The following is a 13,593-nucleotide window of genomic DNA, read 5'->3' on the forward strand; positions in this document are numbered from 1 at the left end:
ACTCCAGCTGTAGGCGCATTGAACGTGGCCCCCCACCATCAGGGCTTGAAGTTCAGCGTGCGTACCCCGTTGGGAGTGCCCAGCAGACAGATCTGCGCCCGTTGGTGCGCAAACACCCCCACTGTCACCACGCCCGGCCACTGGTTCACCTCGGACTCGAAGGCCAGCGGGTCGCGGATCTGCAGGCCCTTCACGTCCAGGATGTGCTGGCCGTTGTCGGTCAGCAAGGGCGCGCCATCCTTCAGGCGCAGCGTCACGGTGCCCCCCATCGCCTCGAACTGGCGGGTGATGCGCCGCGTGGCCATGGGGATGACTTCCACCGGCAGCGGGAACTGGCCCAGCACCGTGACCAGCTTCGACTCGTCCGCAATGCAGACGAAACGCCGCGCCTGGGCCGCGACGATCTTCTCGCGCGTGAGCGCTGCGCCGCCGCCCTTGATCATGTTGCCCGCGCCGTCGATCTCGTCCGCGCCGTCGATGTAGACGGACAGCTCCCCCACCTCATTCGCATCGAACACCGGGATGCCGATGGCCTTCAGCCGCTCGGTGCTGGCCACGGAGCTGGACACCGCGCCGGGAATCTGGCCCTTCATCGCGGCCAGCGCGTCAATGAACTTGTTCACCGTGGAACCGGTGCCGACCCCGACGATCTCGCCGGGGACCACATACTGAAGCGCGGCCTGACCGACCAGGGTTTTGAGTTCGTCTTGGGTCATGGAAGGGGAATCGCGGGAAAGGCGAAAAGGAAAAGGTGAAAAAGGTTCTGGGACAATTATCCAATGTCCTTCCTCCCCTCCCTGCTCCCCTACGCCCTGCCCCGCGCCCTGCTGTTCAAGATGGACGCCGAGGCCGCGCACGACTTCACCCTCGACGCCCTGGCCCGCACGCAGAACACGCCGCTGGCCTGCGCCTACCGCCAGACTCGCGTGGAGGACCCGATCACGCTCGCGGGCCTGACCTTCCCCAACCGCGTGGGCCTGGCCGCCGGGCTGGACAAGAACGCCCGCTGTATCGACGCCTTCGCGTCCATGGGCTTCGGCTTCGTCGAAGTCGGCACCGTCACCCCCCTGCCCCAACCCGGCAACCCCAAGCCGCGCATCTTCCGCCTGCCCCAGGCGAAAGCGCTGATCAACCGCCTGGGTTTTAACAACGAGGGCCTGGACGCCTTTATCGCCAACGTGCAGAAGGCCAAGTTCCGCCAGGGCCATGCGCGCCCGGCCCTGCTGGGCCTGAACATCGGCAAGAACGCCGCCACACCTATCGAGCGCGCCACGGACGACTACCTCAAGGGTCTGGAAGGCGTGTACCCGCATGCTGACTACGTGACCGTCAACATATCCAGCCCGAACACCCAAAACCTGCGCAGCCTGCAAAGCGACGAAGCGCTCGACGCCCTGCTCTCAGCCATCGCCGCGCGGCGCGAACAATTGGCGCAGCAACATGGCACGCCCGATGGACTGGGCGGCGTGACGCCACGCCGCGTGCCCATCTTCGTGAAAATCGCGCCCGATCTGGACGAAGCCCAGGTGCAACTGATCGCCGCCACGCTCAAGCGCCAGGGCATGGACGGCGTGATTGCCACCAACACCACCCTGGCCCGCGACGCAGTGCAAGGCCTGCCGCATGCGGAAGAAACTGGCGGCCTCTCTGGCGCACCGGTGCTAGAAGCCAGCAACCGCGTCATCCGCCAACTGCGCGCTACGCTGGGCAAGGACTTCCCCATCATCGGCGTGGGCGGCATCCTGAGCGCGCAGGACGCGGTCAGCAAGATCGAGGCCGGGGCAGATGTGGTGCAGATCTACACCGGGTTCATTTACCAGGGACCGGGGTTGGTGAGGGAGACGGGAGATGCAATCAAGCGCCGATCAAACCAATGATCGGCCATTTCGCAAACCTCTTCTTCATGTCAAATCTCCTGTCATTTGGGATGGGACTCCAAGCTCAACCGCTATTCAATTCCGGGGGGACGTCGTTACTAAACCAGAACATCAAGGGGACTTCAAAATAGGCTCACGGTTTTCCGTAGAACGGCCCTGACTGCGGTGTATAGCCTTTTGATTCCATACATGCAGCCCATTTTTTTGTCAGCCTGTCCTTCGCAGAGAATAAGTACCGCTCTTCAGGATATCTCTCTGCTTCTAGTTGGGATGTGTTGACGACAAAGCGGTCAGGAGCAAATAGGTCGTACGTACCTCCGCAATCCAGTGCATCCTTTCGGCGCTGCTCATCCGTGGTTTCTGCTTTTCCCCAATCTGCATAGGAGTTGGGATGGTACTTCTCTCTATATTCTTCGGTCCCCGGACACAGCCCATTCATGCACCGGCCAGTTATAAGAGAATAAGTCATGATCCCAGCCGAAGCGATGCCGCCCACCAGCAAATACGGCTCCAAAGCAGCGCATCCCGATAACACCAAAGATGAAGCAGCAAGGGTAATCGTACGAATCAATCGTTTCATTTCCCGACCTCCAGAGCAAGTACGTGCCGCACCTGCTCCCCAATCGCCAGACAACTCGTCAACCCCGGCGATTCGATCCCGAAAAGGTTGACCAGCCCGGACACGCCATGGTCGGCCGGTCCCTGGATCACAAAATCGGCGGCGGGCTCGTCTCGCCCGCTGATCTTGGGGCGCACCCCGGAATACGCTGGCAACAACGCGCCATCCCGCAACCCAGGCCAATAGCGGCGAACTTCGGCGTAGAAGGCATCGCCGCGCGCAGGGTTGACGGTGTAGTCGAGTGTGTCGGTGGATACGCCGGTCAGCCACTCGGCATCGGGACCAAAACGCGCCTGCCCTCCCAGGTCCAGCGTGAGGTGCACGCCCAGGCCGCCACCTTCGGGCATGGGATAGATGAGGCGGGAAAACGGCGCGCGCCCGGCAAGAGAGAAGTAGCTGCCCTTGGCGTAATGGGCCGTCGGCACGTGACGCGAGTCCAACCCTTCGATCTGGCGCGCCAGCGCGGGCGCGCTCAACCCGGCCGCGTTGACGAAGGTTCGGACCAGCAGCCGGGTGCTGCTTTGCGATGCGCGGTCCACCGCTTCCACCTCAATGCCCTGCGGCACAACGACCGGATGGGCCACCGCCGTGTTGAACACCACCTGGCCGCCCGCATTCTCCAGATCACCCTGCAAGGCCAGCATGAGGCCGTGGCTGTCGATGATGCCGGTGCTGGGCGACAACAAGGCGGCCACGCATTCCAGAGCAGGTTCCAGCGCGCGGGCTTGGTCACGGCTGAGCCACTGCAGGTCATGGACGCCGTTGGCGGCGGCCTGCGCCGCGATGGCGTGCAGCTTAGGCATCTGCGCTTCGCTGGTCGCAACCAGCAGCTTGCCGCAGCGGCGGTGGTTCACGCCCCGCTCGGCGCAGTAGCCATACAACATGTCGCGTCCCTGCACGCAAAGGCGCGCCTTGAGCGAGCCCGTCGGGTAGTAGAGGCCGGCGTGGATGACTTCGCTGTTGCGGGAACTGGTGCCGGTGCCGATGGCCCCGGCGGCTTCCAGCACCAGAACTTCGCGCCCGCTTTGGGCCAGGGCGCGGGCAACGGCCAGGCCCACCACGCCTGCGCCTGCGACGACAACGTCAACTTGATCGAGGGTCTGCTCCATGCGTCAAGCATAGTGCAGACGGGAACGGAAACAGGGCTGAAGAGCGTGACGAGGGCGGTGCGGCTCAGCCCTGCTTGCCTGCGTCCACCTCGTCCCCGCCGCCGAGTGCCTTGTAGAGCTGGGCAGCCGCCGACCACATGTTGCGGCGCACCTGGATCAGGCTTTGCTGCACGGCGAAGAGCTGGCGTTGCGCGTCCAGCACCTCCAGGAAGCTGCCCACGCCCTGCGCGTAACGCGCTTCGGCGATCACGGTCGCGCGTTGCTGGGAACGCTCCTGCGCCTCCACCGCTTGCAGTTGCGCGGCGAGCTGGTCACGGGCCACGAGCTGGTCGGCCACTTCGCGGAAGGCTTGCTGAAGGGTCTTCTCGTACTCGGCGACGGCGATGTCCTTGCGCACCGTGGCCAGGTCCAGGTTGGCCTGGTTGCGTCCACCCTGGAAGATCGGCAGACTGATGCTGGGCGTGAAACTCCAGGCGCCTGAACCGCTATTGAACAGACCGTCGATCTCGGAGCTCGCGAAACCGGTGGAACCGGTGAAGCCGATGCGCGGGAAGAAGGCCGCGCGCGCCGCGCCGATGTTGGCGTTGGCCGCCAGCAGGCGATGCTCGGCCGCGCGCACGTCGGGTCGGCGCAGCAGCACTTGCGAGGGCAGTTCCGCCTGCTGGTTCAGGGCGATGCCCTGTTCGGCCAGGGCACGGCCTGGAGGCAGATCCTCAGCCTGAGTACCGACCAGCGTGGACAGGTAGTTGCGCGCGGCGGATTGCTGGCGCGTGAGCGCGGCCACCTCGGCGCGCGCGCCTTCGTAGGCGGCATCGGCCTGCAGGTAATCCAGGTCGCCGGCCAGGCCGCCCTTGCGGCGCTGGTCCACCAATTCACGGGTCTGCGCGCGGGTCTTGAGCGTGGCCTGGGCCAGTTGCAGACGCTCGCTGGCCTCGGCCAACGCGAGGTAGCCGTCGGCCACATTGGCGATCAACGACAAGCGAAAGCTGCGCTCAGCCTGCTCGGTCGCCAGGTAGCTGGCCTTGGCGGCATCGCTGAGGCTGGCCACGCGGCCCCAGAAGTCCAGCTCAAAGGAAGGAATGGCCACGTTGACATCCGCGCGCTGGCCGATGACCGCACTCCCCGTGCCGGACAGATCACCCGGCGTGCGGCTGCGCGCCACGCTGCCGCCCACGTTGACGCTGGGCAGGCGGTCGGCGCGCTGAATGCCGTAGAGCGCCTGAGCCTCCAGCACGCGGGCCGTGGCGATGCGCATGTCGCGGTTGTTCGCCAAGGCCAACTGGATCAGGGCGCGCAGGCGCTCGTCGGGAAAGAAGCTCTCCCAGGCCACAGGCTTGGCCGCCACGGTGCGGGCATCCACCTGGATCTCGGCGGGCCAGAGATCCGGCACGGCCAGGGCTGGGCGTTCATAACGCGGTGCCATGACCGAGCAAGCGGACAGCAAGGCGGCCCCGGCCACCAGGGACAGGGAACGAAGCATGAATCGCATGTTCAGAGGATGTGGGTTCGTGGAGGCGGACATTGGTTCGGTGCCCGCTCCTTCCAGCAATTTAGTCATGGCGCGGGCCCACTTCCAGCGCAGGCAGGCCGTCGGTGGATTTACCACCTTCCCGGCCACGGACCGGGAACAAGCGCCCCACCGTCAGGTAGAACACCGGCACCAGGAAGATGGCCAGCACGGTGGCAGCGATCATGCCGCCCATGACGCCGGTGCCGATGGCATGGCGGCTCTGGGCACCCGCGCCGGTGGAGATGGCCAGGGGCAGCACGCCGACGATGAAGGCGATCGAAGTCATCAGGATCGGGCGCAGCCGCAGACGGCAGGCCTCGATGATGGCCTCCTTCAAGGCCATGCCCTGGTCCTGCAAGCTGCGCGCGAACTCAATGATCAGGATGGCGTTCTTGGACGACAAACCGATGGTCGCGATCAGGCCTACCTTGAAGTAGACGTCGTTGGGCAGTCCGCGCAGCAGCACCGCCAGCAAGGCGCCAAACACACCCAGTGGCACCACCAGCAGCACGGAGAAGGGAATGGACCAACTCTCGTAAAGCGCTGCCAGGCAGAGGAAGACGACGATCAGCGAGATCGCGAACAGCATGGGCGCCTGGGAGCCCGACAGGCTTTCCTCGAACGAGGTACCCGACCAGGAGTACCCCACGCCTGACGGAAGCTGCGCGGCTATCCCGCCCATCGCGGCCATGGCCTGGCCCGTGCTGTAGCCTGGCGCGGGGTTGCCGGTGAGCTTGACCGAGGGCACGCCGTTGTAGCGGTCGAGCTTGGGCGCACCGACCATCCACAGCGGTTTGACCACTTCGGACAGGGACACCATGCCGCCCGTGCGGTTGCGCACCTGCACGCGCAGCATGGCCTCGGGGCTGGTGCGCACGGCAGGATCAGCCTGCATCTGCACGCGCAGCACGCGGCCGTTGCGCTCGAAGTCGTTGATGTAGGCCGTGCCGAACAAGGTCTGCAGCGTGTCGTTCAGGACGGCGATGTCCACGCCCAGGGTCTGGGCCTTCTCGCGGTCAATCTCCAGCAAAAGCTGCGGACCCGGGGGCATGCCGTCCATCCGCACGCCCGCGAGTGCGGGGTTCCGCGAGGCTGCTTGCAAGGCCAGCGCCTGGGCCTGCGCGAGTTGCTCGCGCCCCAGGCCACCCCGGTCCTGCAAGCGGAAGTCAAAACCACCCACGGCCGCCAGTTCGGGGATGGGCGGCGGGTTGATGCTGAAGATGAAGGCTTGCTTGAGCATGAACAGGGCGCCGTTGGCGCGCTGCACCACGGCCTTGACGCTGTTTTTCTCTTCCTGACGCAGTTCCCAGTCCTTCAGTCGCACGAACAGCAGGCCCGCGTTCTGGCCACGACCGAAGAAGGAGAAACCCACGATGCCGACGGCGTGCTCCACCTCGGGCTGGCTCAGGAAGAATTTCTCGGCCTGCTCCATCACGGCCACCGTGCGTTCCTGCGTGGCGCCGGGCGGCAACTGGACCATGGTGATGAAGTAGCCCTGGTCTTCCTCGGGCAGGAAGCTGCCCGGCAGCTTGGCGAACATCAAGACCGCAGCGGCCACGATGGCACCGTAGACCACCAGCCAGCGCCCGGGCTTGCCCAGCAGCTTGCGCACCGTGCCCACATAACGCTGCGTGGCCGCGAGGAAGGTGCGGTTGAACCATCCGAAAAAGCCCGTGCTGGGCAAGGCATGTCCGCTGGGATCGTGCTTGAGCAGGGTCGCGCACAACGCCGGCGTGAGCGTCAGCGCCATCAGCGCCGAGAAGAGCATGGTCAGCACCAAGGTCACGGCAAACTGCCGGTAGATCGCGCCCACGGAACCCGAGAAGAAGGCCATGGGAATGAACACCGCCGACAGCACCACGGTGATGCCGATGATGGCGCCGACGATCTGGTCCATGGCCTTGGCCGTGGCCTCGCGTGGCGGCAAGTGCTCCTCCTCCATGATGCGCTCGACGTTCTCCACCACCACGATGGCATCGTCCACAACGATGCCGATGGCCAGCACCATCGCGAACAAGGTGAGCACGTTGATGGAATAGCCCAGCACATACAAGCCCAACGCAGCGCCGATCAGGGAGATCGGCACCACGATGGTCGGAATCAGCGTGGCGCGCCAGTTTTCCAGAAACAGGTACATCACGATGAACACCAGGATGACGGCCTCGATCAGGGTCTTGATCACCTCCTGGATGGAGACGTCAATGAAGGGGGTGGTGTCATAGGGCACTTCCCAGGTCATGCCCTGGGGCAGAAAACGACCCAACTCCTCCATGCGAGCGCGCACCGCCTTGGCCGTGTCCAGGGCGTTCGCACCCGGCGCGACCTTGATGCCCACCCCCGCTGCCGCCTTGCCGTCGATGCGCGCGAAGACGGAGTAGTCCTGCGCGCCCAGCTCGACGCGGGCCACGTCGCGCACGCGCACCAGCGAGCCGTCCGACTGCGCGCGCACCACCACGTTGCCAAACTCCTGCGGTGTGCTCAGCCGGCCGCGCGTGATGACCGACGCGGCGTATTCCATGCCTGCGGGCGCGGGCGGCTGATTCACCTCGCCCACGGCCAGCAACACGTTCTGCGCGCGCACGGCGGCGATCACGTCACTGGGGCTGAGCTTGTAGGACGCCAGCTTGTCGGGGTCCACCCACAGACGCATGGAGTATTCCGACCCGAACATCTGCGCCTCGCCCACGCCCGGCACGCGGCGGATTTCGTCCAGCACATTGCTGGCCGCGTAGCTGGCGAGGTCCACGCTGCTGCGACTGCCGTCGGGCGAGTACAGCATGACGAACATCAGGTAGTTGCGCCGGGTCTTGGTGACGTTCACACCCAGACGTTTCACCTCGTCGGGCAGACGGGCCTCGACACGCTTGACGCGGTTCTGGGCCTCGACCGAAGCGACCTCGATGTCGGTGCCGGTCTGGAAGGTCAGGTTGATGGTGCCGGTGCTCTGCTCCGAGGAGGAATCCATGTAGAGCAGACCTTCAATGCCGTTCATCTCCTGCTCGATCAGCGACACCACGGTGTTCTCGACCACCTGGGCCGAGGCGCCAGGATAGGTCACGCTGATGGCTAGCGCGGGCGGCGCGACCTCGGGGTATTGGGCAATGGGCAATTGGCGCAGCGCCAGGGCGCCAGCCAGCATGATCACCAGCGCCAGCACCCAGGCAAAAACCGGTCGGTTGACGAAAAAACGGGCCATGTCGGTTTCCTTGTTTTGTTCTTCTTTCGCTCGCGTGCCTGTTTATGCGCGCTCAGCGGCCCTGGCCCGCGCCAGGCGCGGTGCCGCTCTGCCCTTGCGCGGTGGCACCGGTTGCCGGGGACGGATTCCAGGGCACCGGCTTGACGGTGCTGCCGGGCGGAGCCTTCATATGCCCTTCGACCATGACCTGCTCGCCGCCGGACAGGCCACCGGTCACCGTCCAGTTGCTGCCGCTCATGCCGCCCAGTTGCACCGGACGCGGTGCGACCTTGCCGTCCGAGCCCACCACCATCACGATGGCGCCGCCTTGCGTCAACATCACCGCACGTTGCGGCAGGGTGATGAGCTGGTCAGCCCGTGCCTGCGGATAGCGCACGCGCACGAACATGCCGGGCAGCAATTCCTTCTTGGGGTTGGGGAACTCGGCGCGCATGGAGACCGAGCCCGTGTTGGGATCGACCGCCAAGTCCGAGAACAGCAGTTTGCCCGGCAGCGCATAGGTACTGCCGTTTTCCAGCACCAGCTCCATGCGACGGGTTTCGGCCTCTTTCCAGCGGCCGCTGTTGATGGCTTCGCGCAGGGTCAGCAGCTCGACACTGCTCTGCGTGAAGTTCACATAAATCGGATCGATCTGCTCGATGGTGGCCAGCTGGGTGGCTTCGCCGCGCCCGACCAGGGCTCCTTCTGTGACCAGGGAACGCCCGATGCGGCCCGAGATCGGAGCGGGCACCGTGGTGTTTTCCAGGTCCAATTCCGCGCGCGCCAGCGCGGCTTCGGCCTGACGCAGGCGTGCCTCCGCGGTGTCCAGCTCCTGCTGGCTCACGGCTTTGATTTCGACCAGGGGCCGATAGCGATTGACCACGGCCTGCGCAGCGATGAGGTCCGCCTTGGCTGCGGCGTAGGTGGTCTTGTAGGTACGCGCATCGATGCGGTACAGCGGCATGCCGGCCTTGACCTCGGAACCTTCATTGAACAGGCGCTCTTCCACGATGCCCTCGACGCGGGCGCGGACCTCCGCCGTGCGCCAGGCTTGCAAACGCCCGGGCAGCTCCTTGGTCAGCAGAGCCTCGCCGGGACTGGCGATCACCACCGAGACCTCCATCGGCGGCATGGCCGGTGGACCACCGGCCGCTGCAGTGGCTTCGGATTTGCCGCAGGCAGCCAGCAGCACAGGCACGGAGATGGCGAGCGCCAGGGCGTACACGCGCGGCATCGAAGCGGGCGCGAAAAGTCGGAAAGCAGGGGCGTACATGGGCAGTCCTTCTTTAGAGATGAATGGGGAAATGAGGGGTTGCAGCTTTCGCGTCGGGCGCGAAAGCACGCATGAAAACTTCCACGATTTGCGCGGGAGACAGTTGCGACTCGTGCAGGGGTTTGCCCATCAAACGCCCCCGGTGCACGCCCGTCAGGAGGCTGATCAGTACCTCCGCCGCGAATTCGGCGGGCTCCTGTCGCAGTTCCCCGCGCTCCATGCCGGATCGAAGCAGGCGGACCAACCGGTTCTGGGCCACTTGCCACGACTCATGCATCGTGTGCGCCAATTCGGGGAAACGCTGCAACTCGGCCATCATGACCCGGTGCATGGCCAACCCCTCCTCGCTCAGCACCCGGCTTTCAAAGGCCTCGACAAAGCGCAGGATCTCCTCGCGCACCGAACCGGAACTGCCGGCAGCGTCGACCACCAGCATGCTGCAAAAACCGGTGAAGGCTTCGCGAAACAGCACTTCCTTGCTGCCAAAGTGGTGGTAAAGGGTCTGTTTGACGACCCCGGCCCGACGCGCGATGTCGTCCACGCCGGCGGCGTAGCCTTTTTCCCTGAAGGTGTCGAGGGCGGCCTGCAGAATGCGCGCGCGCGTATCGGTACGGGTTTCTTCGGTCATCCCAAAATCATACTGGACTGTCCAGTCCAATCCGGACTGGACTGACAAGTCCATTTCAGAATAAGGGACATAGACCCGCAAAACGGAAAGGATGTGCTGCATCGGGCCCATCCGCCGCAAAAAGCAAAAGGGCCACAACCGAAGTTGTGGCCCTTTACCGTGGTTGGTGGGCGATACATGGATCGAACATGTGACCCCTGCAGTGTGAATGCAGTGCTCTACCGCTGAGCTAATCGCCCTTGATTTTTGCGTCTGCACATGCAACCGAAGTGCGGCTGCTGGCTTGCGACGACTTGCTGGGCCTCTGCAGACCCCTGCGTTCTCAAGAGACCAAGATTATGCCACAAGTTCAATGACTTTCCGGCACCTGCGCGGGCAAGACGAACCGACGCCACACGGTCTTGCTGCCGCAGGCCTTGTCGATTTGTGCAAGCACTTCGTCGTGCGCGGCCAGTTCCTGCTCGGAAGCAGGCAGCACAGGGAGGTCAAAACGCGACAGATCGACGCGCTCGAAACCAAGCCCCGTCAATTGCTCGGCATCCCCCGCATCAATCAACAAAGCGTCCTGTCCACGCGTCATGTTGATGTAGACATCGGCCAACAGCTCGGCGTCCAGCAAGGCGCCGTGCAAGGTACGTCCGGAGTTGTCCACGCCCAGGCGATCGCACAAGGCATCGAGTGAGTTGCGCTTGCCCGGATACAGCTCCTTGGCCATGGCCAGGGTGTCCGTGACACCGCCGACGAAGGTGTGAAACGCCGGCAGGCCAATCAGCTCCAACTCCTTGTTCAGGAAGCTCACATCAAAGGCCGCGTTGTGGATGATGATTTCCGCGCCCTGCAGGTAGGCCAGGATCTCCTGCACCACCTCCGCGAACTTGGGCTTGTCGCGGAGAAACTCGTTGCTGATGCCGTGCACCCGCAAGGCGTCTTCATGGCTGTCGCGCCCGGGATTGAAGTAGAAATGCAGGTTGTTGCCGCTGAGCTTGCGGTTCAGCAGCTCCACGCAACCCAGTTCGATGATGCGGTCGCCGCCTTCGGCGGACAGGCCCGTGGTTTCGGTATCCAGAACGATTTGACGCATAGGCGCAATGATACGGAGCCGGGGTGTCGATGCGCGGGGCGCCAGCTCAGTGGTTTTCCTTGGCGTGGTTGATCGAGTACTTGGGAATCTCGACCACCAGGTTCTCCCGGGCCACGATGGCCTGGCAGCTCAGACGCGACTGCGGGGTCAGACCCCAGGCCCGGTCCAGCAGGTCTTCCTCGTTCTCATCCAGTTCGTTGAGCGAGTTGTAGCCCTCGCGCACGATGACGTGGCAGGTCGTGCAGGCGCAACTCATGTCGCAGGCGTGCTCGATGGCGATGTGGTTGTCAAGCAGCACCTCGCAGATCGAGTCGCCTGGCTGGGCCTGGATTTCCGCCCCTTCAGGGGCGTACTCGGGGTGAGGCAGGACTTTGATGACAGGCATGGAATGAATTCTTTCAGAGAGCTGGGACGCTCGGACTGGGGCTCAGACCGCTTCGATGTTCTTGCCCGACAGCGCCTTCTGGATGCCGCGGTTCATGCGCAGTGCGGCAAAGGCTTCCGTGCCCTTGGCCAGGGCCTCGGTGGCCGCGTCGATGGCCTTGGCGTCCTCGCTGCTCGTGCGCAGGCTCGCCAGCGTTTGCATCAAGGCGTCCATCGCGGCCCGCTCTTGCGGTGAAAGCAAATCGGCATCGGCCGCGAGCGCACTGCGTGTGGCCAGCAGCATGCGGTCGGCCTCGACGCGGGCCTCAGCCAGCGCCCTCGCCTGCATGTCCTGCTGCGCGGTGGCAAAACTTTCTTGCAGCATGCGCGCGATCTGATCGTCGCCCAGGCCGTAACTGGGCTTGACTTGGATGCTGGCCTCCACGCCACTGGTCTGCTCCTTCGCGCTCACGCTGAGCAGGCCATCGGCATCGACCGTGAAGGTCACGCGGATGCGCGCCGCGCCCGCCGCCATGGGCGGAATGCCACGCAAGGTAAAGCGGGCCAGGCTGCGGCAATCGGCGACCAAGTCGCGCTCTCCCTGCACGACATGCAGGGAGAGCGCCGTCTGCCCATCCTGGTAAGTCGTGAAGTCCTGGGCCATCGCGGTGGGGATGGTGGTGTTGCGCGGCACGATGCGCTCAACCAATCCGCCCATGGTTTCAATGCCCAGAGACAAGGGAATGACATCCAGCAGGAGCAGATCGCCCGCGGGATTATTGCCCGCCAACTGGTTGGCCTGGATGGCCGCGCCCAAGGCCACGACCTCGTCGGGATTGAGGTTGGTGAGCGGCGCCGTGCCAAACAATTCACCGACCACACGCTGGATGACGGGCATGCGCGTGGAGCCGCCCACCATCACCACACCCTTCACATCTTCCACGCGCAGCTTGGCATCGCGCAGCGCCTTGCGCACGGCGGCCAGGGTGCGTGTAGTCAGCGCGGCGGTGCACGCCTCGAACTGTTCACGGTTCAGCGACAGGTCGGCGCTGCCACTCGACAGTTCGATTTCAGCCGTCACTATGTCGTCATCGGACAGTGCCTCCTTCGCAGCCCGGGCCTCGGCCAGCAGATACGCCCGGTCCTCGGGCGTGTCGGCGCGCAGACCCGTCTGCGCCAACATGAGTTCGGCCAGAGCCTGGTCATAGTCGTCCCCGCCCAGGGCCGAGTCGCCCCCGGTGGCAATGACTTCGAACACCCCTTGGCTCAGGCGCAGGATGGAAATATCGAAGGTGCCGCCCCCCAGGTCATAGACGGCATAGATGCCCTCACTGGCATTGTCGAGACCGTAGGCAATGGCGGCTGCCGTCGGCTCGTTGATCAGCCTCAGCACGTTCAGCCCGGCCAGTTGCGCGGCATCCTTGGTGGCCTGCCGCTGCGCATCGTCGAAATACGCCGGAACGGTGATGACCGCGCCGTGAAGATCGCTGTCGAAGGTGTCTTCGGCGCGCTGGCGCAGCGTCGCGAGGATTTCGGCGCTGACTTCCACCGGACTCTTATCGCCCGCGATAGTGCGGATGCGCACCATGCCCTGCGCATTCGATGCGCCCGCCTGTCCGCCGTCCGTCAAGGCATACGGCAGTTTGTCGGGCTGAGGAATGTCCGCCAAGGCGCGCCCCATCAGGCGCTTGACGGAAGCTATGGTGTTGCCCGGGTCGTGGATTTGCTGCTCACGCGCGGCGTGGCCGATTTCGCGACCTTCCTGCAGATAGCGCACGACTGAGGGCAGGATGACACGGCCTTGCGCATCGGGCAGGCATTCCGCGACGCCATTGCGTACGGCCGCCACGAGGGAATGGGTGGTGCCCAGGTCTATGCCTACCGCGATGCGACGCTGGTGCGGATCGGGCGCTTGACCGGGTTCTGAAATTTGCAGCAGGGCCATTTCTTTTTATGCT

At 64.6% G+C, this 13,593-nt stretch carries 11 protein-coding genes and 1 tRNA gene; 1 reads left to right on the top strand and 11 read right to left on the bottom strand.

Annotated elements, in window-relative coordinates; genetic code table 11:
• Positions 1–38: 38 nt before the first annotated feature.
• Positions 39–716, bottom strand: a complete 678-nt coding sequence (rpiA, locus tag AZ34_RS11035; RefSeq protein ID WP_035608035.1) for a ribose-5-phosphate isomerase RpiA — start codon at positions 714–716, stop codon at positions 39–41.
• Between the two features lie 63 nt (positions 717–779).
• Between rpiA and AZ34_RS11040 the strand changes: the two genes are divergently transcribed.
• Positions 780–1,877 carry a quinone-dependent dihydroorotate dehydrogenase gene (locus tag AZ34_RS11040; RefSeq protein WP_035608037.1) on the top strand — a complete coding sequence of 366 codons (1,098 nt, stop codon included), beginning with the start codon at positions 780–782 and terminating at the stop codon, positions 1,875–1,877.
• A gap of 133 nt (positions 1,878–2,010) precedes the next feature.
• Here the strand turns inward: AZ34_RS11040 and AZ34_RS18345 are convergent, their stop codons facing one another.
• The 10 genes from AZ34_RS18345 to hscA form a co-directional block, all read right to left on the bottom strand.
• Entirely contained in the window at positions 2,011–2,457 is a 447-nt protein-coding gene (locus AZ34_RS18345; RefSeq protein ID WP_155831790.1) for a hypothetical protein, read from the bottom strand.
• Positions 2,454–3,605 carry an NAD(P)/FAD-dependent oxidoreductase gene (locus tag AZ34_RS11045; protein WP_035608039.1) on the bottom strand — a complete coding sequence of 384 codons (1,152 nt, stop codon included), beginning with the start codon at positions 3,603–3,605 and terminating at the stop codon, positions 2,454–2,456. Before AZ34_RS11045 ends, AZ34_RS18345 begins: the two co-directional genes overlap by 4 nt.
• Before the next feature lie 64 nt (positions 3,606–3,669).
• Positions 3,670–5,094 carry an efflux transporter outer membrane subunit gene (locus tag AZ34_RS11050; protein WP_231495513.1) on the bottom strand — a complete coding sequence of 475 codons (1,425 nt, stop codon included), beginning with the start codon at positions 5,092–5,094 and terminating at the stop codon, positions 3,670–3,672.
• A 61-nt stretch (positions 5,095–5,155) separates the two neighbouring features.
• Positions 5,156–8,311 (bottom strand): efflux RND transporter permease subunit, encoded by a 3,156-nt coding sequence (locus AZ34_RS11055; RefSeq protein WP_035608041.1) that lies wholly within the window; start codon positions 8,309–8,311, stop codon positions 5,156–5,158.
• Positions 8,312–8,363: 52 nt separating this feature from the next.
• Entirely contained in the window at positions 8,364–9,563 is a 1,200-nt protein-coding gene (locus AZ34_RS11060) for an efflux RND transporter periplasmic adaptor subunit (protein ID WP_035608043.1), read from the bottom strand.
• A 13-nt stretch (positions 9,564–9,576) separates the two neighbouring features.
• Positions 9,577–10,293: a TetR/AcrR family transcriptional regulator gene (locus tag AZ34_RS11065; RefSeq protein WP_197026536.1), complete on the bottom strand. Its 717-nt coding sequence runs from the start codon at positions 10,291–10,293 to the stop codon at positions 9,577–9,579.
• Positions 10,294–10,355: 62 nt separating this feature from the next.
• Positions 10,356–10,430, bottom strand: a tRNA-Val gene (locus AZ34_RS11070).
• A 110-nt stretch (positions 10,431–10,540) separates the two neighbouring features.
• A complete protein-coding gene (gene dnaQ / locus AZ34_RS11075; protein ID WP_035608047.1) occupies positions 10,541–11,272 on the bottom strand; it encodes a DNA polymerase III subunit epsilon in 732 nt (243 codons plus the stop codon).
• A 46-nt stretch (positions 11,273–11,318) separates the two neighbouring features.
• Entirely contained in the window at positions 11,319–11,657 is a 339-nt protein-coding gene (gene fdx / locus AZ34_RS11080; RefSeq protein ID WP_035608049.1) for an ISC system 2Fe-2S type ferredoxin, read from the bottom strand.
• A gap of 42 nt (positions 11,658–11,699) precedes the next feature.
• Positions 11,700–13,580 (bottom strand): Fe-S protein assembly chaperone HscA, encoded by a 1,881-nt coding sequence (hscA, locus tag AZ34_RS11085; RefSeq protein WP_035608051.1) that lies wholly within the window; start codon positions 13,578–13,580, stop codon positions 11,700–11,702.
• Positions 13,581–13,593: the final 13 nt, after the last annotated feature.

It is taken from the genome of Hylemonella gracilis str. Niagara R (assembly GCF_000600295.1).
GTDB classification, from domain to species: domain Bacteria; phylum Pseudomonadota; class Gammaproteobacteria; order Burkholderiales; family Burkholderiaceae_C; genus Hylemonella; species Hylemonella gracilis_A.

Coding starts and splice junctions, on each gene's coding strand:
- rpiA (WP_035608035.1), bottom strand. CDS start 716: ATGACCCAAGACGAACTCAAAACCCTGGTCGGTCAGGCCGCGCTTCAG.
- AZ34_RS11040 (WP_035608037.1), top strand. CDS start 780: ATGTCCTTCCTCCCCTCCCTGCTCCCCTACGCCCTGCCCCGCGCCCTG.
- AZ34_RS18345 (WP_155831790.1), bottom strand. CDS start 2,457: ATGAAACGATTGATTCGTACGATTACCCTTGCTGCTTCATCTTTGGTG.
- AZ34_RS11045 (WP_035608039.1), bottom strand. CDS start 3,605: ATGGAGCAGACCCTCGATCAAGTTGACGTTGTCGTCGCAGGCGCAGGC.
- AZ34_RS11050 (WP_231495513.1), bottom strand. CDS start 5,094: ATGCGATTCATGCTTCGTTCCCTGTCCCTGGTGGCCGGGGCCGCCTTG.
- AZ34_RS11055 (WP_035608041.1), bottom strand. CDS start 8,311: ATGGCCCGTTTTTTCGTCAACCGACCGGTTTTTGCCTGGGTGCTGGCG.
- AZ34_RS11060 (WP_035608043.1), bottom strand. CDS start 9,563: ATGTACGCCCCTGCTTTCCGACTTTTCGCGCCCGCTTCGATGCCGCGC.
- AZ34_RS11065 (WP_197026536.1), bottom strand. CDS start 10,293: ATGCAGCACATCCTTTCCGTTTTGCGGGTCTATGTCCCTTATTCTGAA.
- dnaQ (WP_035608047.1), bottom strand. CDS start 11,272: ATGCGTCAAATCGTTCTGGATACCGAAACCACGGGCCTGTCCGCCGAA.
- fdx (WP_035608049.1), bottom strand. CDS start 11,657: ATGCCTGTCATCAAAGTCCTGCCTCACCCCGAGTACGCCCCTGAAGGG.
- hscA (WP_035608051.1), bottom strand. CDS start 13,580: ATGGCCCTGCTGCAAATTTCAGAACCCGGTCAAGCGCCCGATCCGCAC.